This window comes from Streptomyces sp. NBC_00310, from assembly GCF_036208085.1.
Lineage (GTDB): Bacteria > Actinomycetota > Actinomycetes > Streptomycetales > Streptomycetaceae > Streptomyces.
Window position 1 is genome coordinate 3551456 of sequence record NZ_CP130714.1, and the last position, 23644, is coordinate 3575099.

The 23644-nt window shown below is 70.2% G+C and carries 18 protein-coding genes and 1 pseudogene; 12 read left to right on the forward strand and 7 right to left on the reverse strand.

From position 1 onward, the window contains the following. The first annotated feature begins 163 nt into the window (after positions 1-163). The 11 genes and pseudogenes from OG202_RS15600 to OG202_RS15650 all read left to right on the forward strand — a co-directional run bounded on the left by OG202_RS15600 (position 164) and on the right by OG202_RS15650 (position 13902). A complete protein-coding gene (locus OG202_RS15600; protein WP_326583087.1) occupies positions 164-1321 on the forward strand; it encodes a mandelate racemase/muconate lactonizing enzyme family protein in 1158 nt (385 codons plus the stop codon). Continuing rightward, complete coding sequence (locus OG202_RS15605; protein ID WP_327729918.1) at positions 1318-2340, forward strand: zinc-dependent alcohol dehydrogenase; 1023 nt, start codon at positions 1318-1320, stop codon at positions 2338-2340. The genes OG202_RS15600 and OG202_RS15605 overlap by 4 nt, the downstream gene beginning before the upstream one ends. Before the next feature lie 123 nt (positions 2341-2463). Beyond that, on the forward strand, positions 2464-3432 hold the full coding sequence (locus OG202_RS15610) for a hypothetical protein (RefSeq protein WP_327729917.1): 969 nt from the start codon (positions 2464-2466) through the stop codon (positions 3430-3432). A gap of 127 nt (positions 3433-3559) precedes the next feature. Further along, a complete protein-coding gene (gene chvE, locus OG202_RS15615) occupies positions 3560-4672 on the forward strand; it encodes a multiple monosaccharide ABC transporter substrate-binding protein (protein WP_405893554.1) in 1113 nt (370 codons plus the stop codon). Positions 4673-4704: 32 nt separating this feature from the next. Next, positions 4705-6255 (forward strand): multiple monosaccharide ABC transporter ATP-binding protein, encoded by a 1551-nt coding sequence (gene mmsA, locus OG202_RS15620; protein ID WP_326583083.1) that lies wholly within the window; start codon positions 4705-4707, stop codon positions 6253-6255. Beyond that, on the forward strand, positions 6252-7496 hold the full coding sequence (gene mmsB / locus OG202_RS15625; RefSeq protein ID WP_326583082.1) for a multiple monosaccharide ABC transporter permease: 1245 nt from the start codon (positions 6252-6254) through the stop codon (positions 7494-7496). Before mmsA ends, mmsB begins: the two co-directional genes overlap by 4 nt. A 56-nt stretch (positions 7497-7552) precedes the next feature. Next, positions 7553-8611, forward strand: a pseudogene (locus OG202_RS15630) (aldose epimerase family protein); the annotation flags it as partial. A gap of 176 nt (positions 8612-8787) precedes the next feature. Beyond that, on the forward strand, positions 8788-10437 hold the full coding sequence (locus tag OG202_RS15635) for a pyridoxal phosphate-dependent aminotransferase (protein WP_326583080.1): 1650 nt from the start codon (positions 8788-8790) through the stop codon (positions 10435-10437). A 431-nt stretch (positions 10438-10868) separates the two neighbouring features. Further along, positions 10869-12182: an ABC transporter substrate-binding protein gene (locus OG202_RS15640; RefSeq protein ID WP_443052247.1), complete on the forward strand. Its 1314-nt coding sequence runs from the start codon at positions 10869-10871 to the stop codon at positions 12180-12182. Between the two features lie 131 nt (positions 12183-12313). After that, on the forward strand, positions 12314-13126 hold the full coding sequence (locus OG202_RS15645) for an intradiol ring-cleavage dioxygenase (RefSeq protein WP_326583079.1): 813 nt from the start codon (positions 12314-12316) through the stop codon (positions 13124-13126). Between the two features lie 311 nt (positions 13127-13437). Then, positions 13438-13902: an ATP-binding protein gene (locus tag OG202_RS15650; protein ID WP_327729915.1), complete on the forward strand. Its 465-nt coding sequence runs from the start codon at positions 13438-13440 to the stop codon at positions 13900-13902. A gap of 71 nt (positions 13903-13973) precedes the next feature. Here the strand turns inward: OG202_RS15650 and OG202_RS15655 are convergent, their stop codons facing one another. The 7 genes from OG202_RS15655 to OG202_RS15685 form a co-directional block, all read right to left on the reverse strand. Further along, entirely contained in the window at positions 13974-14702 is a 729-nt protein-coding gene (locus OG202_RS15655; protein ID WP_326583077.1) for an alpha/beta fold hydrolase, read from the reverse strand. 63 nt (positions 14703-14765) lie between these two features. Further along, entirely contained in the window at positions 14766-15461 is a 696-nt protein-coding gene (locus OG202_RS15660; RefSeq protein ID WP_326583076.1) for a maleylpyruvate isomerase family mycothiol-dependent enzyme, read from the reverse strand. After that, complete coding sequence (locus tag OG202_RS15665; RefSeq protein ID WP_328222937.1) at positions 15458-16291, reverse strand: fumarylacetoacetate hydrolase family protein; 834 nt, start codon at positions 16289-16291, stop codon at positions 15458-15460. The genes OG202_RS15660 and OG202_RS15665 overlap by 4 nt, the downstream gene beginning before the upstream one ends. After that, a complete protein-coding gene (locus OG202_RS15670; protein WP_328222938.1) occupies positions 16288-17391 on the reverse strand; it encodes a cupin domain-containing protein in 1104 nt (367 codons plus the stop codon). The genes OG202_RS15665 and OG202_RS15670 overlap by 4 nt, the downstream gene beginning before the upstream one ends. Beyond that, complete coding sequence (locus OG202_RS15675) at positions 17381-19054, reverse strand: (2,3-dihydroxybenzoyl)adenylate synthase (protein ID WP_328222939.1); 1674 nt, start codon at positions 19052-19054, stop codon at positions 17381-17383. The genes OG202_RS15670 and OG202_RS15675 overlap by 11 nt, the downstream gene beginning before the upstream one ends. 11 nt (positions 19055-19065) lie before the next feature. Next, positions 19066-21108: an acetate--CoA ligase family protein gene (locus OG202_RS15680; RefSeq protein WP_326583072.1), complete on the reverse strand. Its 2043-nt coding sequence runs from the start codon at positions 21106-21108 to the stop codon at positions 19066-19068. Continuing rightward, a complete protein-coding gene (locus OG202_RS15685) occupies positions 21105-22622 on the reverse strand; it encodes an FAD-dependent monooxygenase (RefSeq protein WP_328222940.1) in 1518 nt (505 codons plus the stop codon). Before OG202_RS15685 ends, OG202_RS15680 begins: the two co-directional genes overlap by 4 nt. A gap of 182 nt (positions 22623-22804) precedes the next feature. Between OG202_RS15685 and OG202_RS15690 the strand changes: the two genes are divergently transcribed. Then, entirely contained in the window at positions 22805-23614 is an 810-nt protein-coding gene (locus OG202_RS15690; RefSeq protein WP_327729910.1) for a PaaX family transcriptional regulator, read from the forward strand. The last annotated feature ends 30 nt before the right edge of the window (positions 23615-23644 follow it).

A 23644-nucleotide genomic window follows, 5' to 3' on the forward strand; every position in this document is an offset into this window, starting at 1 on the left:
GGTCCGGATCATTTGCCCGCCATCCCGGCCATCGGCCGCCATCGACACGAAACAGTTGTGTGTTCGACCCATTGACACTCCGACCGAGTCGTCCTTACTGTCGCGACCAGCATTTCGAACGAGCGACGAAATTTCGAACAGACCACAGAGGACAGGGAGTACCGTGCGCATCACGGGAATCAGCACGCACGTGGTCGGGACGCCGTGGCGAAACCTGACCTACGTCCTGGTGCACACCGACGAGGGACTCACCGGCGTCGGCGAGACCCGCATGCTGGGCCACACCGACGCGCTGCTCGGCTATCTGCACGAGGCACAGACCAATCACATTCTCGGCTCCGACCCGTTCGCTGTCGAGGATCTGGTCAAGCGGATGAAGTACGGCGACTACGGGCGCGCCGGCGAGATCGTGATGTCCGGCATCGCCGTCATCGAGATGGCCTGCTGGGACATCAAGGGCAAGGCCCTCGGCGTGCCGGTCTGGCAGCTGCTCGGCGGCAAGGTCACCGACAAGGTCAAGGCGTACGCCAACGGCTGGTACACCACCGAGCGCACCCCCGAGGCGTACCACAAGGCGGCGCAGGGGGTCATGGAGCGCGGGTACAAGGCGCTCAAGATCGACCCCTTCGGGACCGGCCACTTCGAGCTGGACCACGAGCAGAGCATGTACGCGGTCTCCCTGATCGAGGCCGTGCGCGACGCCATCGGGCCGGACTCCGAGCTGATGCTGGAGATGCACGGCCGGTTCTCGCCCTCGACCGCCGTCCGTCTCGCCAAGGACCTGGCGCCCTTCAAGCCCGCGTGGCTGGAGGAGCCGTGCCCGCCGGAGAACCTGAAGGCGCTGGAGAAGGTCGCCGCCAAGGTGGACATCCCGGTCGCCACGGGTGAGCGGATCCACGACCGGATCGAGTTCCGGGAGCTGTTCGAGAGCCAGGCCGTGGACATCATCCAGCCCGACGTCGGCCACATCGGCGGCATCTGGGAGACCCGCAAGCTGGCCGCGACCGCCGAGACCCACTACACGCTGGTCGCGCCGCACAACGTGGGCGGGCCGGTCCTGACCGCGGCCTCCCTGCAGGTCGGCTTCACCTCCCCGAACTTCAAGATCCTGGAGCACTTCAACGACTTCGCGGACGCGGAGATCAAGAAGGTCGTCTCGGGGGCCCCGGAGGTCGTGGACGGCTACTTCCACCTCTCCGACAAGCCCGGTCTCGGTGTCGAGCTGGACGTGGACGCGGCGGCGGAGTTCCCGCAGCAGCAGGCCCGCTTCGACCTGTGGGCCGAGGGCTGGGAGCAGCGCAAGCCCAAGGGCAGCCAGTGACGGCCAGCCCCGACGCGGCCACCGCCGTCGTCATCGAGGCGCCGGGCGAGCACCGGCTCGTCCCGCACGAGCCCCGGCAGCCGGAGGCCGGCGAGGCCCTGGTCCGGGTGCACGCCTCGGGGATCTGCGGCAGCGACCGCGAGGTCTTCCAGGGCAACCGGCCGGAGGGGTACGTCCGTTACCCCCTCACACCGGGCCACGAGTGGTCCGGGACGGTGACGGCGGTGGGGGACGGGGTTCCTTCAAGCCTTGTAGGCCGCAAGGTCGTCGGCGAGGGCTTCCGGAACTGCCAGGTGTGCGACCGCTGCCACGCGGGCGAGACCACGCTGTGCTCCGCGGGGTACGAGGAGACCGGGTTCACCCAGCCCGGCGCGATGGCCACCACCCTCACCCTGCCCGCCCGTCTGCTGCACGTTCTGCCGGACGACGCGGATCTGACGGCGGCGGCGCTGCTGGAGCCGGCCGCGTGCATCGCGGCCGCCGCGCTCAAGGCGAACGCCGTCCCGGGCGAGCGGGTCGCCGTGGTGGGCACGGGGACGCTCGGCATGTTCGCCGTTCAGTTCCTGAAGGCGGGCTCGCCCGCCGAGCTGCTCGTCGTGGGCACCCGCTCGGACCGGGCGGAGCTGTCGAAGCGGTTCGGTGCCACGGACTTCCGGACCAAGGACCAGGAGCTGCCGGGCGACTTCGACGTCGTCATCGAGACCGCCGGGTCCGCGGACGCGGCGCGCACGGCCGCCGCCCTGCTGCGGCGCGGCGGGCGGCTGGTCCTGACGGGCATCCCGGCGCCGGGCGCGGACGGGCTCGACCCGACGGATCTCGTCGTACGGCAGCTGGAGGTGCACACCGTGTTCGGCGCGGCGCCGGACGCGTGGGCGCACACGGTGCGGGTCTTCGGAGCCGGGCTGCTGGACCCGCTGCCGCTCGTCACGCACGAGCTGCCGCTGGAGGAGTTTCCGCAGGCCATCGAGCTGGTGGGGTCAGGCGACCCGACGGTCGGAAAAGTCCTGCTGCGGCCATGACACACCCCTGAGCCGTACGCCGGTACGGGGTACCTGACGACTTCGTACCGGCGTACACCCAAGATCCTGTTGCACCCAGAGCCGCGAACCTCGTCCGAAATATCGAATGTGAAGGACCAGACAGTGACCGACACCACCGCTCCGGCCCCGCGCCGCCCCGGCGAGCAGGCGCTCACCGCGCTCGGCCTGGGCGCGCCCGCCCTCGACCCTTCCGACGCCTCCCCGCACTCCTTCCCCGGCGGCGGCAGCTGGCGCACCGAGGTGCCCTCCGTGGAGGGGCCCGAGGCGCTCGGCGTGGTCCTCAAGGAGGCCTCGCGGCTCGATGTGCCGATCCACCGGATCAGCCAGGGCAGTGGCGTGTGGATGCTCAGCGACGCCGAGATCACCGAGATGGTGGAGGCGACGGCCGAGCGCGACATCGAGCTCTGCCTGTTCACCGGCCCGCGCGGCACCTGGGACATCGGCGCCTCCGTCCGTACCGACTCCAAGGGCGCCGGCCTGCGGGCCCGCGGCCACGACGCGGTCGCCGGATGTGTCGAGGACGCCGTGCGCGCGACCGAGCTGGGTGTGAAGTGCCTGCTCGTCGCCGACGAGGGTGTGCTGTGGACGCTGCACCGGGCGCGGGTGGAGGGGATCATCCCGGCCGACACGACCTTCAAGGTGTCGGCGCTGATCGGGCCGGTCAACCCCACCGCGTACGCCGTGTACGAGAACCTCGGCGGCGACTCGATCAACGTGCCGAGCGACCTGACGCTCGACCACCTCACGGAGATCCGGCGGGTGTCCGCCGCCCCCATGGACATGTACATCGAGGCCCCCGACGACCTCGGCGGCTATGTGCGGATGTACGAGGTCGCCGAGCTGATCCGGCGTGGCGCGCCGATCTACCTGAAGTTCGGCCTGTCGAAGGCCCCCGGGATCTACCCCTACGGGCACCACATGCGGGACCTCACCCTGTCCACGGCCAAGGAACGCGTACGGCGCGGCCGGCTGGCCCTGGACCTCCTCGCGCGCCATGGAGCGGACGGCGACATGGCGCCGCTCGGCTCGCGGCTGCCGGGAGAACTGCGTCGATTCGGTACCCCTGCATAACGTTCCGGAAACCCCCTCTTCACAGAACCCGACGCAGTCGCACAGACTCCGACACAACTCTTCGCCCGACCGGGTCCCCGCCTGAGACCGACCGGGTCCCTGCCACAAGACATCAAGGAAGATGATCATGCGTACTCGCCGTGCCGCCCTCGCCTCCATAGCCACCGCCGCCTCCCTGGCCCTGACCCTCTCGGCCTGCGGTCAGAGCTCCGAGGGCGGCAGTGAGGAGAAGTCCTCGGGCGACACCAAGGGCGCCACCATCGGCATCGCGATGCCGACCAAGTCCTCCGAGCGCTGGATCTCCGACGGCAACAACGTCGTCAAGGACCTGGAGGCCAAGGGCTACAAGACCCAGCTCGTCTACGGCGAGGACAAGCCCGAGCAGCAGGTCTCGCAGATCGAGAACCTCATCGCCCAGGGCGTCAAGGCCCTGATCGTCGCCGCGATCGACAACAAGTCGCTCGACAACGTGCTGCAGCAGGCCAAGGACGCGAACATCCCGGTCATCTCCTACGACCGCCTGATCCTCAACAGCCCGAACGTCGACTACTACGCCTCCTTCGACAACAGCAAGGTCGGCGAGCTGCAGGCCAACTACATCGTCGAGAAGCTGGGCCTGACGGCGGGCAAGAAGGGCCCCTTCAACATCGAGCTGTTCGCCGGCTCCAACGACGACAACAACACCAAGTACTTCTTCAACGGCGCGATGAGCGTGCTCCAGCCGTACATCGACAAGAAGCAGCTCGTCGTCCAGTCCGGCCAGACCAAGATCACGCAGGTCACCACCCTGCGCTGGGACGGCGCCACCGCCCAGCGCCGCATGGACGACATCCTCACCAAGTCGTACAAGAGCGAGAAGGTCGACGCGGTCCTCTCCCCCTACGACGGCATCTCCATCGGCATCCTGTCGGCGCTGAAGTCGGACAGCTACGGCTCCAAGAGCAAGCCGCTGCCGGTCCTCACCGGCCAGGACGCCGAGCTGGCCTCGGTGAAGTCGATCATCGCGGGCGAGCAGACGCAGACGGTCTACAAGGACCTGCGTGAGCTGGCCAAGGTCGCCTCGAACATGGTCGACGCGGTCCTGAACGACAAGAAGGTCGAGACGAACGACACGAAGACCTACGACAACGGGTCCAAGGTCGTCCCGGCGTACCTCCTGGAGCCGGTGAGCGTCGACAAGACCAACTACTCGGAGATCCTGGTCGACGGCGGTTACTACACGGCGGACCAGCTCAAGTAAGCGTCGGATCTCAAGGATTGGAAGGCAAGACCATGGCGGGACCCGTCCTGGAAATGCGCTCGATCGTCAAGACCTTTCCCGGTGTGAAAGCGCTGTCGGACGTCACCCTGACCGTCCGCCAGGGCGAGGTCCATGCCATCTGCGGTGAGAACGGCGCCGGCAAGTCCACCTTGATGAAGGTGCTCTCCGGCGTCCATCCGCACGGCACCTACGAGGGCGACATCCTCTTCGAAGGTGAGCTCTGCTCCTTCAAGGACATCCGGGCCAGCGAGCACCACGGCATCGTGATCATCCACCAGGAGCTGGCGCTGGTGCCGTACCTCTCCCTCGCGGAGAACATCTTCCTCGGCAACGAGCACGCCACCCGTGGGCTGATCAACTGGAACGAGACCCTGCGGCACGCCTCCGAGCTGCTGCGCCGGGTCGGTCTGAGCGATCACCCCGAGACCCGCGTCGCCGACATCGGCGTGGGCAAGCAGCAGCTCGTGGAGATCGCGAAGGCGCTGTCGAAGAAGGTGAAGCTGCTCATCCTGGATGAGCCGACCGCGGCCCTGAACGACGAGGACAGCGACAAACTCCTCGATCTCATCCTGGAGTTGAAGAAGCAGGGCATCACCTCGATCATCATCTCCCACAAGCTCAACGAGATCCGCAAGGTCGCGGACTCGGTGACGATCATCCGCGACGGGAAGTCCATCGAGACGCTCGACGTGAAGTCGGCGGAGACGACCGAGGACCGCATCATCTCCGGCATGGTCGGCCGCGACCTCGACCACCGCTTCCCCGAGCGCACCCCGCACGAGGCGGAGGTCGGTGTGCCCCCCGCCCTGGAGATCCGCAACTGGACCGTGCACCACCCGATCGACCAGCAGCGCAAGGTCGTCGACAACGTGTCGATCAACGTGCGGCGCGGGGAGATCGTCGGCATCGCGGGCCTGATGGGCGCCGGCCGCACCGAACTCGCGATGAGCGTCTTCGGGCGGTCGTACGGCCGGTACGCGGAGGGCACGGTCCTCAAGGACGGCACCGAGATCCGTACGAAGAGCGTCCCTGAGGCGGTCAAGCACGGGATCGCGTACGTCACCGAGGACCGCAAGCACTACGGCCTCAACCTCATCGACACGATCAACCGGAACATCTCGCTGAGCGCCCTGCAGAAGGTCTCCAAGCGCGGTGTGGTCGACGAGCACGCGGAGCGCCAGGTGGCCGAGCGCTACCGCAAGTCCATGAACATCAAGGCGCCGACCGTCTTCGAGCCGGTGGGCAAGCTGTCCGGCGGCAACCAGCAGAAGGTCGTCCTCAGCAAGTGGATCTTCGCGGGTCCCGATGTGCTGATCCTGGACGAGCCGACCCGCGGTATCGACGTCGGCGCCAAGTACGAGATCTACACGGTCATCGACAAGCTGGCCGCAGAGGGCAAGGCGGTCGTCTTCATCTCCTCCGAGCTGCCGGAACTGCTCGGGATGTGCGACCGCATCTACACGATGGCCGCAGGACGGCTGACAGGCGAGTTCCCGCGTGCCGAGGCCACGCAGGAGTCGCTGATGCGTCAGATGACGAAGGACAAAGAGGTAACCCGATGAGCACGGATGTGACCGCCAAGAGCCCGGCCCCCGCGCCGCCCGGCAAGAGCGGGAGCGCGGCGGGCGGAGGTCTCCTCCAACTGTTGCTGGACGGCATGCGCCGCAACATGCGGCAGTACGGCATGCTGATCGCGCTCGGCCTGATCGTGGCGTTCTTCGCCGTGTTGACCGACGGCGACCTGCTGCTGCCGCGCAACATCTCCAACCTGGTGCTGCAGAACAGCTACATCCTGATCCTCGCGATCGGCATGATGCTGGTCATCATCGCCGGCCACATCGATCTCTCGGTCGGCTCACTGACCGCGTTCGTCGGCGCCTTCGCGGCCGTACTGACCGTGCAGCACGACATCTCCTGGCCCGTCGCCGTGGTCCTCTGCCTGATGGTGGGCGCCCTGGCCGGCGCGATCCAGGGCTACTTCATCGCGTATCTCGGGATACCGTCGTTCATCGTCACCCTCTCCGGAATGCTGACCTTCCGCGGTGTCACGGAGATCCTGCTGCAGGGCCAGACCCTCGGCCCCTTCCCGACGGGCCTGCAGAAGATCGGCAACGGCTTCCTGCCGGAGACCGGGCCGGAGACGAACTACCACAACCTCACCCTGCTCCTCGGCCTCGTCCTGATCACCTTCGTGGTGCTCCAGGAGGTTCGGGACCGCAGGCGTCAGCGGGAGTTCTCGCTCGACGTGGCACCGATGAACATCTTCCTGCTCAAGCTCGTCGCCATCGTCTCCGCGCTGCTCGTCGTCACCATGCTGCTCGCCAGCTACAAGGGCGCGCCGATCATCCTGATCATCCTCGGTCTGCTGGTGGTCGGTTACGGCTACGTCATGCGCAACACGGTCTTCGGCCGCCACATCTACGCGATCGGCGGCAACCTCCCGGCGGCGAAGCTGTCCGGCGTCAAGGACAAGAAGGTCACCTTCTACGTCTTCCTGAACATGGGCGCCCTGGCGGCCCTGGCGGGTCTGGCCATCGCCGCCCGGCTCAACGCGGCCGGCCCGAAGGCGGGTCTCAACTACGAACTGGAGGCCATCGCCTCGGCGTTCATCGGCGGCGCGTCCATGAGCGGCGGTGTCGGCACCGTCCTCGGCGCGATCATCGGCGGTGTCGTCCTCGGTGTCCTCAACAACGGCATGAACCTCCTCAACGTCGGCTCCGACTGGCAGCAGGTCATCAAGGGCCTGGCCCTGCTGGCGGCCGTCGGGTTCGACGTGTGGAACAAGCGCAAGTCCGGTTCCTGATACACCGGGAAGGGCCCCGCCGGATGGCGGGGCCCTTCCCCTTTTTGTGGGAGAAAGGCGGGACGTCACCCGTGAAGGAGCTCTTCGGCAAGCTCGCCGACGGCACCGAGATCCACCGCTGGTCGCTGGAGAACGGCGGCACCCGTCTGAAGGTCCTGTCGTACGGCGGGATCGTGCAGTCCCTCGAGACCCCGGACCGGGACGGCCGGTACGCCAACGTCTCCCTGGGCTTCGACACCGTCGAGGACTACGTCACCGGGTCCCCCTACTTCGGCGCGCTGATCGGCCGGTACGGCAACCGCATCGGGGCGGGCCGCTTCACCCTGGACGGCGAGACGTACGAACTCTCCGTCAACGACGGCGCGAACAGCCTGCACGGCGGGGCGGACGGCTTCGACAGGGCCGTGTGGGACGTCGAACCGTTCACGGACGGCCCGGACGTGGGCCTGTACCTGAGCCGCACCAGCGCCGACGGCGAGATGGGCTACCCCGGCACACTCGCCGTGAAGGTCGCCTACACCCTCACCGAGCGGGGCGAGTGGCGGATCGACTACGAGGCGACCACCGACAGGGCGACCGTCGTCAACCTCACCAACCACGTCTACTGGAACCTCGCGGGCGAGGGCGGCGGCTCGGTCCACGAGCACCGGCTGACCCTCGCCGCCTCCCGGTTCACCCCCGTCGACGCGGGCCTGATCCCCACCGGTGAGCCGGCCGAGGTCGCGGGCACGCCCTTCGACTTCCGCCGGGCCAAGGCGATCGGCGCGGACATCCGCGAGAACGATCAACAGCTGCTGTACGCCAAGGGGTTCGACCACAACTGGGTGCTGGACAAGGGCGGTACGACGGAGCCCGAGTGGGCCGCCACGCTCACCGACCCGTCGTCCGGCCGCACGCTGAGGATCTCGACGACCGAGCCGGGGCTGCAGTTCTACTCCGGGAACTTCCTCGACGGCACGCTCGTGGGGTCCTCCGGGAAGATCTACCGGCAGGGGGACGCGCTGTGCCTGGAGACCCAGCACTTCCCGGACTCGCCGAACCAGCCGACGTACCCGTCGACGGTGCTGCGACCTGGCGAGACGTACCGCTCGGCGACGGTCCACGCGTTCGAGTGACGCTGGAGTGACATCGAGTCTTCACAGCTCACTCACAATTTCCCACCAAATACTCAGTGGTTGAACAGCGCCATCCCAGCCTCCGTATGTAAGGGCGGCCCGTGCTCCCCCGCACGGGCCGCCCTTAGTCGTCGGGCCCGGCCGTCCCCAGCGGGCCCGCCCCCTACGGAGGTTCCATGGCCGACAACGTGACCTCGTTGTTCCGCAGCACTGCGGCGCACAGCCCCTCGATGGCGGCGCTGACACGTGAGGGCGGCGAGGGTGCGGGTCCGGTGGACTTCTGTATCCCGTGCAACCCCTACTTCCCCACCCCCGCCATGTTCGACGACATGGCGGCCAGGCTGCGCGACATCATCACGTACTACCCGAGCGGCGCCGACACCATCACCGCGGAGCTGTGCAACCTGCTCCAACTGCCGCCGCAGTGCGTGGCGATGGGCAACGGCTCGACCGAACTCATCACCTGGCTGGACCACTTGATGGTCCGTGAGTCCCTCGCCGTGCCCGTCCCCACCTTCGGCCGCTGGACCGACCAGCCGATGGAGACCGGCAAGCGGGTCGACATGTACCCGCTCCAGGAGTCCAGCGGCTTCGCCCTGGACCTCGCGCAGTACGCCGAGTTCATCCGCGCCCGCGGCACCCGGGTCGCCGTCATCTGCAACCCGAACAACCCCGACGGCGGCTTCATCCACCGGCACGCGCTGGTGCAGTTCATGGACGCGATGGCCGACCTGGACCTGATCGTCATCGACGAGTCGTTCCTGGAGTTCGCCGACGCCGAGTCCGAGCCGTCCACGGTCCAGGACGCGGTGATGCGGCCCAACGTGGTCGTACTGCGCAGCCTCGGCAAGAACTTCGGCCTGCACGGCATCCGCTTCGGCTACCTGGTCGCCAACCCGGCGCTCGCGGGCAAGGTCCGCTCGATGCTGCCGAAGTGGAACCTCAACTCCTTCGCCGAGCACGTGGTCTTCATGCTGAAGAACCACGGCGCCGAGTACATGGAGAGCCTGCACCAGGTCCGCCGCGACCGGCTCGACATGGCCCGGCAGCTCTCCGCCCTCCCCGGGCTGACGGTCTACCCGTCGCAGGGGAACTTCCTCTTCGTGCGTCTGCCCGTGGGCGCCGAGGGCACCGTGGTCCGCGACCGGCTCCTCACCGAGCACCGGATCCTGGTCCGCGAGTGCGGCAACAAGGTCGGCTCGTCCAGTCGCTTCCTGCGACTCGTGGTCCGGCCCCAGGTCGACGTGCGTCGCCTGGTGTCAGGCCTGGAGTCGGTTCTCTACGGGTCCAGGAGGGGAGCCGCCGTACCCGAGCTGAGCACCGGGACCAGCTACAGCTCGGGTACGGCGGCCGTGGACCGGCTGATGAGCGAGACCAACGGCACCGGGATGCACAACCTCGCCGCGCAGGCCATGAGCATGCCGGCCCCGGCGCCCGCCTCCTCCATGCAGTTCGCGTCCCCCGCGCCGGCACCCGTGCCCGCCGCCGCGTCCATGCAGTTCGCGCCCCCGGCCCCGGCGCCCGTGCCCGCCGCCGCGTCCATGCAGTTCGCGTCTCCGGCACCCGCTCCGGCCCCGATGCCGATGCCGGTCCCCGCACCGGCTCCGATGCCCGCCGCGCCGGCCCCCGCCATGCCGGCCCCCGGCCTCCAGCCCGTCGCCCAGACCGGCATGCCCGGTCTCGCGGCCGCCGCCCAGGGCCGTCGCACCATGGGCGCGGCCCAGGGCCTGACCGCCGCCCAGGTACGCGGCCGCACCCAGCCGGAGCCGCTGGAGGAGCCGCAGGGGTGGCCCGCGGCGGGGGCGGTGTACAACCAGGTGGGCTGAGCCCGGCCCCACCCCTGACCGACCGCATGAGGCGACGCCCCCAACAGGCCCCGCGAGGGCCGCTGTCGGGGGCGTCGCGCTACTCCCGCCTTGCCGCCGTACAGGGCGTCGTGGGCGGCCCGGCCGTGCGCGGCGGCCACGCGGCGGCCACGCGACGCCACGCGGCGGCGTGAACGACAGGGGCGCCGATTCCGTACTCCCTGTCGCCGGTGGGGCGTCTCGGGTCACTCCCGTCACCCCGTCGGAACCAAAACGCAACGCCCACGGCCCCGTACGCACCGGTGTGCGCCATACGATCAAGCCCATCGCATACCTGTGCGAGCGAGGCCCGTGCCCAGTACGGCGCTCCTCACGTACGCCGTACCGCTGAGCTGCCGTACTGCCGCACGCATGCGTCTCAGGTTCGACTGGAAGCCGGAAGTGGGTGGACCGTGCGTCACAAGCCCCGGACGAGTCACAAGGTCCGGACGAGCGGCAAGGCCCGGACGAGCCGCAAGGCCCGGACGATCGTGGCGGCCACGGCCGCGCTGGGCCTCGCGGCCGGGCTGTCCGGCTGCGGCGGAGGCACGGACGCGGAGTCGGGAGGGGTCTCCCTGACGGTCGTCGCGACCAACTACGGCGACAGTGTCCACAAGAACTCCGAGGGCTACTGGGACCGGGTCACCCTGGCGTTCGGCGCCGAGCACCCGGGCATCGACGTGGACGTCGAGGTCTACGACCCGGACGAGGTCGACGAGAAGGTCGCCGAACTGGTCGAGCGGGGCGAGGCACCCGACATCGTCCAGACGGACAGCTACTCCGAGTACGCCGCGCAGGACCTCCTCTACAGCGCGGACGAGGTGCTGTCGGTCCCGGTCCAGGCCTCGTTCGTCCAGAGTCTCGCGAACGCCGGGGAGATGGACCGGGCGCAGTACGGCCTGCCGTTCACCGCGAGCACGCGGCTGCTCTACTACAACAAGGACCTGTTCGAGCGGGCCGGCCTGGAGCCGCCGAAGACCTGGGACGAACTCCTCGCCGACGCACGGGCGTTGAAGGCGCAGGGGGTGAAGTACCCGATCGCCGTGCCGCTCGGCCCGGAGGAGGCGGAGGCCGAGACGCTGATGTGGCTGCTGGCCGGCGACGGCGGCTACACCGACTCCACGAACAGATACGACATGGCCTCCCCCGCCAACGTGGCGACGCTGACCTGGCTGAAGGAGAACCTGATCGGCGAGGGTCTCACCGGCCCGGTCGCACCCGGCGAACTGAACCGGAGCGAAGCCGTCGACGCCTTCCTCACCGGTGACGCGGCCATGGTCAACGGCCCGCTGTCGCTGATCCGCCAGATCGAGGACTCCTCCGACTCCGTGCCCTACGGCACCGTGCCGCTGCCGAGCCGCGACGGCAAGGAGACACCCACGATGGGCACCGCGGACTGGGTCGTCGCCTTCAGGAACGACGAACATCGCACCGCCATCGGCCAGTTCCTCGACTTCCTCTACGCCGACAAGTACGTGACCGAGCAGGCCGCCCAGTACGAACTGCTCCCCGTCACCACGTCCGCCGCCGACGCGATGCGCGCCGACAAGGGCCACCGGTCCCTGTGGAAGGGCCTCGACACCCTCCAGAACCTCCGCCTGTACCCCGTCGCCGAGACCAACTGGTCCGAGGTGGCCGCCGCGATCCGCAAGCGGATCGGGAAGGCGGTGACTCCGGAGGGGAACCCGCAGGAGGTACTGGAGTCGATCGCGCGGGAGGCGAAATAGCCCCCAGGGGCGTCGCCGACCAGGTAATTCAACATTCCATCAACTCACCTGTCTCACAAGAGACTTGACGGTTGTTCACTTTGCCTAACTGACAGCTGACCGATAGTTTCCGTTTCTAGGGTGCCGTGTTCATGACAGACACTTCAGTGCCCTCAGAGGCAACAAAGGCAACCGCGGCGACAGAGGCGACTTCGATCGGGCGCCGCACCGTACTGATCGCCACCGGCGCCACGGCCGCCACCCTGGCCGTGGGCGCCGCCGCCACGTCTGAAGCCCCCACAGCCGCAACGGCCGACACGGGGAACACCGCTCCCGTGGCCGCCGCGGCCGTCTGCACCCTCACGAAGGAGATGACCGAAGGCCCCTACTACCTCGACGGACAACTCGTCCGCGCCGACATCCGCGAGGACAAGACCGGCTTCCCGCTCCAGCTCACCCTCACCGTCGTCGACGACGACACCTGCGTCCCGATCGGCAACGCCCTGGTCGAGATCTGGCACTGCGACGCGCTCGGCGAGTACTCCGGCTTCGTCGGCAACAACGGTCACGACGAGCCCGACAACGGCACGTTCCTGCGCGGCGCCGTACTGTCGAACTCCAGCGGCGTCGCGAAGATCACGACGGTCTACCCCGGCTGGTACCGGGGCCGGTGCATCCACATCCACCTCAAGGTGCACACGGACGTCACGCTCACCTCCGACGGCTCGTTCACGGGCGGCCAGGAACTCCACACCGGCCAGCTCTTCTTCGCCGAGACCATCACCACGCGCGTCGCGGCCCTCTCCCCGTACTCCGCCAACACGGTCCCCCGCACCACCCTCGCCCAGGACTCCATCTACGACGAGGGAGGCGCCGCCTCCGGCCTCCTCACCCTGACGGCGCTCGGCAGCTCGCCGTCGGCCGGGTACGCGGGGTCGCTGACGGTGGGGGTGGAGTCGAGCTGACGTAGTCGCCCCCGGGACACCGGCTCCCTCCCGGACCGTGCGGGAGGGGGTCGGTGCCGTGGTGCGCGGAAGGCGGCGAGCCTCTCCTCGTCCCACCGATCGGTGGACGCAAACCGATCAGCCGATGTCGGGCGAAAGCAATCGCGATCCGATCGAATTCATACGGTTCCGACCAGGCACGATGTCCTCTCGATCTCCTGGGTACTCATCCGGCGAGCACGGCTAGCGTGGGCAGGGTGCGGCAGTTCACCTTTGACGCCCAGCGCCCCGTGCCCGTATCCATCGACACCCATCGAGAGGAGGCGGCCGTGATGACGGGCGGGGAAACGGACGGCGGAGCCGGAACGATCGGCGGCGCGGGCGGCGAGGAACCCGGCCCCGCCCCCGAAACCCTCCTGCTGAAACGCCACTTCACGGGGGAGAACCTCCCTCAGGTACGCGCCCAGGTGGAGGACACGGCCGCAGCTGCGGGCCTCGGCGGGGTACGTCTCGGCGAGTTCACCCTCGCGGTCAGCGAGATCGCCGCCAACGCCGTCGAACACGCCGGCGGCCAAGGCCGCCTCGAACTCCGCCGCCTCCCCCACGAACTGGAGTGCCGCATCACCGACAACGGCCCCGGCTTCACCCCCACCATCCCCGAACTCCTCCCCGGCCTCACCGACAGCTGCCCCGGCCGCGGCCTCTGGCTCGCCCACCTGGTCACGGATCGCCTGACGGTCACGACGGACCTGACGGGGACGGGGGCCGAGGTGACGCTGGCTGTGTGGCTGGGGTGACCTGCGGGAGGCGCCCACTTGCGTTGAGCCATGCGGCCTTGTCGCGCTCGTCAGGCTCTGGGCTTCCACCGTTATGCCGCGCAGGCACGGACGAACGCGTCGGCCAGTTCTGCGGGGCGGGTGAAGAGGGCCTCGTGGCTGCCGGGGGTCTCGATCATCAGCGGGTTCTTCAGGCGCTGGGGGAAGCGCTCGGCCCAGTGCCACTCGCCGGGGAGGGAGAGGTCCTCCTCGGACAGGACGTACGCGGTCGGGATGTCCAGCGCGTAGAACGCGCTCGTGTCCGGCTTCTCCGTGAAAGTACCGAGCGGCTGTGGCACGAGAAGGGAGTGGACGATCCGCTGTGTCTCGTCGTCGGCGTCCTGCATGAACGCCTGCTGGAACACCTCGAACGGGAAGGTGACCGCGTTGTTGCCGGAAGCGGCCGCCACCGCGCGGAACATCTCGCCGTAGTGCGGCGGGCACGCGTCGATCAGCGACTCGCCGTCGTTCGGCACGAACGCGCTCCAGAAGACCAGCCGACGCAGCCGGGAGGCCAGCCGGGGCGCCGCGCCCACCAGCACGTAGCCGCCCCAGCTGTGACCGACCAGCGTGATGTCCGTCAGGCCGGCGCGTTCGACGTACTCCACGAGGCTGTTCACACAGTCGGTCAGGGTCACGTCGCGCGGGTCGTCGCCCTCGCCCAGTCCGGCCAGCGTGGGGGTGTGCACCTCGTGCCCGGCGGCACGCAGCTCGTTCGCGACGGGGCGCCAGGCCCATCCTCCGTGGCAGGCACCCGTCACCAGGACGAAGGTCTCGCTCATGCCGATCTCCTTTGATCGTTGACAATCACTGACAATCACTGAAAATCCCTGACCATCACTCGGTCACAGCCAGCGCGGGAGCTTCGGCAGCTCGCCGCGCAGTTCTTCGGTGCCGCCCCGGCCGGTGAGCCAGGCGGCGAGGGCGTGCGGCGGCCCGGTGACCGTGGGGCCGCTCGGGGAGGGCGTACCGAGTACGACGGTGCCGTGGCCGTCCGCCGTCAGCCCGGCCCCGCTCTCCGGCCCGACGCGGGCCGACATCCATCCGGCGACGTCCCGTACGAGGGCCCAGGCGAGGTCCGGCGGCAGCACGTCCATACCGACGCCCACCCGCAGGTCGACCAGGTGGATCCACACCTCGCGGGCCCGTAGCCACGGCACTTCGGACGCCGGGATCTCACGGCCCTGGGCGCTGGTGACCGTGGCCGACCAGGCGTCGTCCGTCAGCGCCTCGGCCGCCGCGGCGAACCGGGCGGCGGATTCCCGTACGTCCGCCCGCTGTTCGGCGAGCGGGCGTCCGGCGCCCGCGTCGATGTCCGTCGCGCGCTGGTCCGGTGAGGTGTACATCGGGGTCGGGGTGCCCGTCCGGGCCCAGGTCAGCAGGTTGACCAGGGCGTCGGCGTTGCGGGCGAGGTGGGTGAGGAGGTGGCCGCGGGTCCAGCCGGGCAGGGCGGACGGTTCGGTCACCGCGTCGGCGGGCAGCGCGTCGACGGCTTCCTGCAGTCGGCGCTGCCCGTCCGCGACCCAGTCCAGGACCTTCACTGCTTGTCCTCGACGATGGTGTTGACGCACTCCCCGACGCCCTCGATGACCGTCCGTACGACCTGCCCCGGCTTCAGGAACACCTTCGGGTCACGGGCCGCGCCGACCCCGCCCGGCGTACCGGTGAGAACGAGGTCTCCCGGCTCCAGCGTCGTGAACGTGCTGAGGTACGCGGCGATGTCCGCCGGGGTGAAGAGCAGGTCGGACGTACGCGAGCGCTGCATGACCTCGCCGTCCACGTCGAGGCGGATCTCCAGGTCGGCCGCCTCGTCGATCTCGTCGCCGGTCACCAGCCAGGGACCGGCCGGGGTGCTGGCCTCCCACGCCTTGCCCTGCAGCCACTGCGGGGTACGCCACTGCCAGTCCCGCATGGAGATGTCGTTGACGACGGTGTAGCCGGCGATCGCGGCCGCCGCCTCCTCCTTGCCGGCCCGGCGGCGCAGCCGGGAGCCGATGACGAAGCCGAGTTCGGCCTCCCAGTCCAGCTCTTCCGTCTCGCCGGGGTGGACGATGTCGTCGCGGGCCCCGAGCAGGACGTTGGCGAACTTGCCGAAGAGGGCGGGGTGCGACGGCATCTCGCGGCCCATCTCCGCGATGTGGGTGCGGTAGTTGTGACCCACGCAGAAGATCTTGGACGGGGTGGTGACGACCGGGGCGAAGTCGAGGGCGGCCACCTCGTGCGCCGGGCCGTCGGCGGCGGCAGCGGCCGTACGCCAGTCGGGGCGGCGCAGCAGGGCGGCGACGTCGGGGGCTCCGGTCTCCACGGCCCGGGCGCCGTCGAGACGGACGGCCGCCGTGCCGGCGGCGGTGCGGATGGTGGCGAGCTTCATGCGGACGTGCTCCCGGTCGTTTCGGTGCGGGCGAGGTTCAGCGCCTCGTAGAGGGGCGCGTCGTTGAAGGTGAACAGGTCGAGCCGCGTGTGCGCGGCGATGGTCAGGGCGCACCAGGAGGGGACGGCGATCAGGTCGCCCTCACTCACCTCGGTCACCCGGTCGTCGAGGGTGACGGTGCCGCTGCCGCGGAACACCTGCCAGACCGACGAGCCCACCGTGCGGCGGGTGGCGGTGACCGTGCGCGGGCGCAGGCGATGCATCTCCGTGCGCAGGCTGGCCAGGGCGTCGCGGCCGGTGGCGGGGTTGGTGAAGCGGATGCCGGCGTGACCGGGCTCGATGACGCCCGGGTGTCCTTCGTCCGCCAGCTCCAGCTGGGCGCTGAGGGCGTCGTCGGTGTCGGCCCAGCGGTAGGCCATCAGAGGTGAGTCGGGGCTGTCCGGCGCACCGATCGGGCGCAGGCCCGGGTGGCCCCACAGGCGTTCGTTGCGTGACCGGGTCGGGGTCGAGCGGTCCGACACGCCGTCCTCGCCGAACTCGAAGAACCCGGCGTCCAGGCGGTGCACGAGCGGGATGTCGAGGCCGTCCAGCCAGACCATCGGCGCGTCGCCGACGTGGTGGTGGCCGTGCCAGTGCATCGAGGGGGTGAGGAGCAGGTCGCCGGGGCGCATCTCGACGGCGTCGCCGTTGACGACCGTCCACACGCCCTCGCCCTCCAGGATGAACCGGAAGGCGCCCTGCGAGTGCCGGTGCGCGGGGGCGACCTCGCGCGGGCCGAGGTACTGAACCGCCGCCCACAGGTTGGGAGTCGCGTACGGCCGTCCGGGCAGGCCGGGGTTGGCGAGGGCGATGGCGCGGCGCTCACCGCCGCGTCCGACCGGCACCAGGTCTCCGGAGCGGCGGGCGAGCGGCAGCAGGGTGTCCCACTGCCAGACGTGCGGGACGGCTTCGGGCTGCGGGGTCATCGGCATGAGGTTGCCGATCTCGGTCCACAGCGGGATGAGTCCGGCCTCCGCGAAACCGTCGTACAGCTTGCGGAGTTCGGGGTCCGTCTCCTCCGGGGCTATGACGGGCGCCCTGCCGTCGGTGTCAGTGGTCATCGGGGGTTCCTTCGGCGTCGAGCCGGCGCGTGATGTCGGCGCGCAGCGCTTTCTTGTCGATCTTTCCGACCTTGGTGGCGGCGAGTTCGGGGACCGCCACCAGCCGGTCCGGGAACTTGAAGCGGGCGATGCCCGCGCCCTCCATGACGTGGTGGATGTCGTCGAGGGTCACCGTGTGGCCCGGTTCGGGTACGACGTAGAGGCAGACGCGCTCGCCGAGCCGGTCGTCGGGCATCGCCACGGCGGCGGCGCGGGCGACGCCGGGTGCCTGGTAGGCGAAGTTCTCGATCTCCTCCGCGGAGATGTTCTCCCCGCCCCGGATGATCATGTCCTTGTCGCGGCCCTCGACGACGAGGTTGCCGTCGGGCAGCAGTCGCACGATGTCGCCGGTGCGGTACCAGCCGTCCTCGGTGAAGCCGCGGGCGTTCTGCTCCTCGGCGCGGTAGTAGCCGCGCGGGGTGTACGGGCCGCGGGTGAGCAGCACGCCAGGGGCCCCGTCGGGGACCGGGTCGCCCACTTCGTCGACGACGAGGAGCTCGTCGTCCTCGCACATGGGGCGCCCCTGTGTCGTACAGATGACGTCTTCCGGGTCGTCCGGGCGCGTGTAGTTGAGCAGACCCTCGGCCATGCCGAACACCTGCTGGAGCGTGCAGCCGAGTTCGGGGCGCACCCGGCGGGCGACATGGTCGGCGAGCCGGGAGCCGCCGACCTGGAGGAGACGCAGCGAGCCCAGGTCGGTTCCGGGGTGTTCGCGGTGGTGGTCGAGCCAGCGCTGGGCGATGGCCGGGACCAGGGCCGAAGCGGTGACGCTCTCCCGCTCGATCAGCGGGAACGCCTTCTCCGGGTTGGGGGAACCGAGCACCACCCGGCCGCCGTTCAGCAGGACGCCCAGCAGGCCCGGGCAGGCGAGCGGGAAGTTGTGACCGAGGGGCAGCGCGGCGAAGTAGACCGTGTCAGCGCCGAATTCACAGACCTCGGCGCTGCGGCGGGCGTTGTAGACGTAGTCGTCGTGCGTGCGGGCGATGAGCTTGGGCAGCCCGGTGGTGCCGCCGGAGAGCAGGAACACGGCGATCGAGCGGCTGTCCGGCCGGTACGCGTCCACGGCTGCCCGGTCCTCAGGGGTGCCGGGCGCGGCGCACAACTCCCGCAGGTCCACGGCGTCGTCGCCGATCTTGTCGCCGAGTACGAGGACGTGCTGAAGGGTGGGAGAGGCGTCGGCGACCTCGAAGGCCATCGCCTGGTGGTCGTGGTCCTTGAGGAGGTCCGGCACCGCGATGGCCACGGCCTCGCTGTGCTCGACCAGGTGGCCGATCTCGTGTCTGCGGTGCCCGGGCAGCGCCATCACCGGGATGACGCCGAGGCGCAGACAGGCGTAGGTCAGGATCACGAACTCGGCGGTGTTGGGGAGTTGCACCACGAGCCGGTCGTCCGGGCGGAGCCCGAGCGCGGCCAGGCGCAGGGCCACGGCGTCCGCCCGCTCGGCGAGGTGACGGTACGTCAGCCTTCGGCCACCATCGACGAGCGCGACCGCGTCGGGGGTGGCGTCGGCGGCGGCGTGGAGCCGGTCGCCGAGGGCGTGACCTTCCCAGTACCCCTTCGCGGTGTAGCGCTCGGCGTATTCCGCGGGCCAGGGGACAGCACCGTTGCTGCTCGGCCTTGGCATGATCGTTCTCCTCAGGTGCGGTCGGCCGTGTGCACGATCACGGCGTCCAGGGCGATCAGCCCGTCGGCGGTGAGCCGCAGGGGGTTGATCTCGATCTCGGCGGTGTCCGGACTCGCGGCCAGGGCGGCGGCGAGCGCCGACACGACCCGCCCGAACTCGGCCCGGTCGAGCACCGGCCCGCCGCGCCAGCCGTCGAGCAGGGCGCGCGCGGCCAGGTCGTCGGGCATCCGGGCGGCCTCGGCCGCGGAGAGCGGGGCGAGCCGGATCGCGACGTCGGCGAGGGCCTCGGCGGCCGTGCCGCCCAGCCCGGCGAGGACGACCGGCCCGAACACGGGGTCCCGTCGTACGCCGAGCACGAGGTCGACGCCGGCCGGGGCCATCGCCTCGACCAGGTAGCGGTGGTCGGGGCCGATGGCGTCCACGGCCGCGTCGAGTTCGTCGGGGGTGCGGACGCCCAGGTGGACTCCGCCGGTCTCCGTCTTGTGGAGGATCGCGGCGTCGAGCACCTTGACCGCGACGGACCCGCCCAGCAGGCGCAGGGCGTCGTGGGCGTCGGCGCGGGTGTCGCAGGCGACGCGGTCGGGGGTGCGGATCCCGAGGGCGGCGAGGAACGTCTTGGCGGCGTCCTCGTCCAGCGGACCGGACGGCACGGCTGCGGTCGTCTCCCGCACGGGCGCGTCGGCGGGCACGGCCCGCTGCCGGGCATGCGTCACCAGTGCCCGTACGGCGTTGGCGGCCGACGCCGGTCCGGTCAGCGCCGGAATCCCCGCCTTGTGCAGCCTCGCCCGCTGCTCGGCGACGTCCTCGGGCAGGCCGCCGACGACGACCACGGCCGGGGACCGGGCGCCGAGGCCGGCGTCCTGCGCGGCCGAGGCGAGGTCGACGCTGTCGGGCTCGGTCAGGGCGTAGACGGCGAGCAGGTCCACCGCCGGATCGGCGGCCGTGGCGTCGAGGACACGGGCGAAGGTCTCGGCGGGCCGGCCGGTGTCGACCGGGTTGCGCTGGTAGGTGAGCGGGGGCAGCAGCCCGGAGAGGGTCTGCTGTGTGTCGTCCGCCAGCTCCGGCATCCGGATGCCGTCGACGCCCGCCCGGTCCGCGAGCAGCAGTCCCGGTCCGGCCTGGGCGGTCACGATGGCGAGCCCCGGATCATCTAGCGGACGCACCTGGACGCGGGACAGCGCGGTGAGCGCGTCCACCATCTCGCGTTCGTCATCGACGACCACCGCCCCGGCCTGTCGCAGCGCGGCGCGTGTCGTGCGCCAGGAGGTGGCGAGCGCGCCGGTGTGCGACCGGGCGAAGTCACCGACGTCGCTGCGGCCGACGACCAGTGCCACGACCGGCTTGACGGCAGCGGCCCGGCGTACGGCCTCGACCAGCCGTGGCCCGTCCGGAACCGTCTCCAGGTGCAGGGCGACGGCTGTCGTACGGTCGTCCCCCGCGAGGTGGGCCAGGACGTCCGGGGCGGTGACGTCGAGGCCCGCCCCGATGCCGACGCCGAGGCTGATGCCGTTCCCGGCGGCGACCAGGTCGAAGGAGAGCGCGTGGTTGACGCCGCCGCTGGCCGCGACGACCGCGATGTCCCCGGCCGGGATCTGCCCGGCCGCGGGCACGAAGCTGGCCGTCAGGCCCAGGTGAGGGGCGAAGAAGCCGGAGGTGTTGGGGCCGAGCAGGCGGATCCCCGTCTCCTGGGCGATACGCCGCAGTGCCTGCGCGTACTGCTCGCCCTCCGGGCCCGCCTCGCCGAAACCGCCCGCGCAGACCAGCGCCGCACGGCAGCCCGCGGCTGCCGCCTCGGCCAGTGCCTGGGCGCAGCCGGCCGCGGGTACGCAGAGCACGGCCAGGTCCAGTCGTCCGCGGGTGTGCGTGACGGCTTCGGCGACCGAGGCGTACACGCCCTCGTCGGGTTCCGGACGGCGCGCGTTGACCAGGGCGCGGGCGCCGGGGAAGGTCGCCAGCGAGCGGGCCATGGCGGCGCCCAGCTTGCCGCTCTGCCGTGACGCGCCGATCACGACCACGCCCTCGGGCGCGAACATCGGCGTCAGGTCGGTGCTCATGCCTGCTCCCCCGCCACCAGGTCGGCGCGCCCGGACAGCAGCAGCGTCTCGGCGCGGTCGTCGTCCATCGCGTCCTCCACGATCAGTGCGGGCACGCCGTGCACGAGGCGGGCCTGTTCGGCGAGCAGTGACCGGGTGAACGGGTTTCCGCCCTGTACGGCGACCAGGTCCGGGGGCGTGTCACCACCGAGGGCGTCGGCCAACTCTTCGTAGATCTTCGGCAGTTGGTCCTCCCCCTCCGGTGCGGTGAGCCACAGGCACCCTTGGGTGCGCAGTGCCGCGAGCTCCTCGGAGGTCAGGCGCCGTCCGCCGAACTCCCGGAAGGGAGTGGCCAAGGGGTCGAGCCCGTCGTGCGCGGCCCGCCAGTCCCGTACGACCTGCTCGACGAACTCCGGGTCGCGGCGGGCGATCCGTTCCTTGCCGATGCTGCGGGAGATGAAGTGGAAGGCGAACCGCGTCGGTTCGAACGCGTCGTGGTAGCGCCCGAAGTGCTCCCACCACGACAGGCTCGGCCGGGCGGCGCCCTGGATCTTCGCCACCGCGGGCTGCCGCGCCGCCTCGTACGCCTCCAGGGCGCTCGCGAGGTCGTCGCGGTGGGCGAGGAGGCTGTCGGCGAGGGAGACGGCGTCCTCCATGGCCATCTTGGTGCCGGAGCCGACGGAGAAGTGCGCGGTGTGCGCGGCGTCGCCGAGCAGGACGACGTTGCCGCTGTGCCAGCGCCGGGTGCGCCGGGTGCGGAAGTTGCCCCAGCGGGAGTTGTTGACCAGCAGTTCGTGCCCGTCGATCTGCTCGGCGAAGAGCTTCTCCAGGTAGTGCTTGGTCTTCTCGTCGCTCGGGCCGGGCGGTTGCGCGGTGTCGAACTCGTCGAGCCCCGCCCGCCGCCAGGACTCCTCGTCGGTCTCGACGATGAAGGTGCTGACGCTGTCGCTGATCGGGTAACCGTGCACGGCGAAGGTGCCGTGCGGGCCGTGCTCGTGCACGAAGGTCAGGCCGTCGAAGAGGTAGTCCGTGCCGAACCAGATGAACTTGGCGGTGGCGACCTCCACCTCCGGCACGAGCACGTCGGCGAACCGGTCACGGAACCGGGAGTTCGCCCCGTCGGCGGCCACGATCAGGTCGTAGTCGGCCAGTCGCGCGGGGTCCGCGGGAACCTCGTGGCTGAACCGGAGCTCGACGCCGACCTCCTCGGCCCGCCGGTGCAGCAGCTCCAGCAGGGCCTTGCGGGTGATGGCCGCCATGCCGTTGCCGCCGCACCGGATCCGCTGCCCCTTCAGCCGCACCTCGATGTCGTCCCAGTGCCGGCCGTGTTCCGCGAGCGCGGTGCGCAGCACGGGATCCGCCGCGTGGATGGCGGCCAGCGTCGCGTCCGAGAACACCACGCCGAAGCCGAAGGTGTCCTCCGGGCGGTTCCGCTCGAAGACCGTCACCTCGACCGACGGATCGGCCTGCTTGATGAGCGCCGCGAAGAACAGCCCACCGGGGCCTCCTCCCACACAAGCGATCCGAGTAACCATGGCTCCTGCCTCCACGTCGAGTACAGGCCCAGACTCAGGCCCGAACCCGTCCTGTGTCAACAGATCCACGGACGTCAATAATTTGTCGCACATCTGCGAGGCGGTTTCCCCCGTGAAAACACGGGTTCCATCGCTTCATCGCTCATCATCACGACGGCCGTCCGTGTGACATAGTCGGTTCCGTGAAGCCTCGATCGATCGTCTTCGACCTGTTCGGCGACTACGTCCGCTACCGCGGCGGCGCCGCCCGGCTGCGCACCCTCAGCACGCTGATGGGCTCCTTCGGCGTCGGCGAGAGCACCGTACGAGTGGTCCTCGCGCGCCTGCGCAAGGAGGGCTGGTTCGACGTCCGGCGCGAGGGCCGGGAGACCCTCTACGCACTCAACAAGCGCAGCCTCCAGCTCCTCGACGAAGGCCGCTCACGCATCTTCGACCGGGCACCGTCCGACTGGGACCGCCACTGGTACATGGTCATCTACTCGGTCCCCGAGAGCGAGCGCGGCGTACGGGACCGCATCCGCAAGGAGCTGGCCTGGCTGGGCTTCGGCCCGCTGGCCCCGTCCACCTACGTCTCCCCCCACGACCGGCTCCAGCAGGTCCGGGAGAAGTTCGCGGACGAGCCGGCCATCCGCCTGGACACCCTGCGCTGCCAGTCCGGCGGACTGCCCGTCGACCGCGAGATGGCGGCGCGCGGCTGGGACCTCGCGGCCCTCAACGAGGACTACCGGGAGCTGCTGCGCACCTACCGCGGCCGTATGCCGTCATACCGGTCCGGACACCTCGGTCCCGAGGAGGCGCTGGTCGAGCGCATGCGGCTGACCTACGACTACCGCAAGTTCCCCTTCCGCGATCCGGACCTGCCGACCGAGCTCCTGCCCGCGGGCTGGGTGGGCCACGAGGCGCACGAGATGTTCCTGGAGGCCCACGAGATCCTCGGCCCGTCGGCCGAGTCGCACTACGACGAGGTGACCGGCCGGCGCCCCGTCGAATAGGGCAGCCCCGTCGAGTAGGGCATGACGCGC

Coding starts and splice junctions, on each gene's coding strand:
- chvE (WP_405893554.1), top strand. CDS start 3,560: ATGCGTACTCGCCGTGCCGCCCTCGCCTCCATAGCCACCGCCGCCTCC.
- mmsA (WP_326583083.1), top strand. CDS start 4,705: ATGGCGGGACCCGTCCTGGAAATGCGCTCGATCGTCAAGACCTTTCCC.
- mmsB (WP_326583082.1), top strand. CDS start 6,252: ATGAGCACGGATGTGACCGCCAAGAGCCCGGCCCCCGCGCCGCCCGGC.
- OG202_RS15635 (WP_326583080.1), top strand. CDS start 8,788: ATGGCCGACAACGTGACCTCGTTGTTCCGCAGCACTGCGGCGCACAGC.
- OG202_RS15645 (WP_326583079.1), top strand. CDS start 12,314: ATGACAGACACTTCAGTGCCCTCAGAGGCAACAAAGGCAACCGCGGCG.
- OG202_RS15650 (WP_327729915.1), top strand. CDS start 13,438: ATGACGGGCGGGGAAACGGACGGCGGAGCCGGAACGATCGGCGGCGCG.
- OG202_RS15655 (WP_326583077.1), bottom strand. CDS start 14,702: ATGAGCGAGACCTTCGTCCTGGTGACGGGTGCCTGCCACGGAGGATGG.
- OG202_RS15665 (WP_328222937.1), bottom strand. CDS start 16,291: ATGAAGCTCGCCACCATCCGCACCGCCGCCGGCACGGCGGCCGTCCGT.
- OG202_RS15670 (WP_328222938.1), bottom strand. CDS start 17,391: ATGACCACTGACACCGACGGCAGGGCGCCCGTCATAGCCCCGGAGGAG.
- OG202_RS15675 (WP_328222939.1), bottom strand. CDS start 19,054: ATGCCAAGGCCGAGCAGCAACGGTGCTGTCCCCTGGCCCGCGGAATAC.
- OG202_RS15680 (WP_326583072.1), bottom strand. CDS start 21,108: ATGAGCACCGACCTGACGCCGATGTTCGCGCCCGAGGGCGTGGTCGTG.
- OG202_RS15685 (WP_328222940.1), bottom strand. CDS start 22,622: ATGGTTACTCGGATCGCTTGTGTGGGAGGAGGCCCCGGTGGGCTGTTC.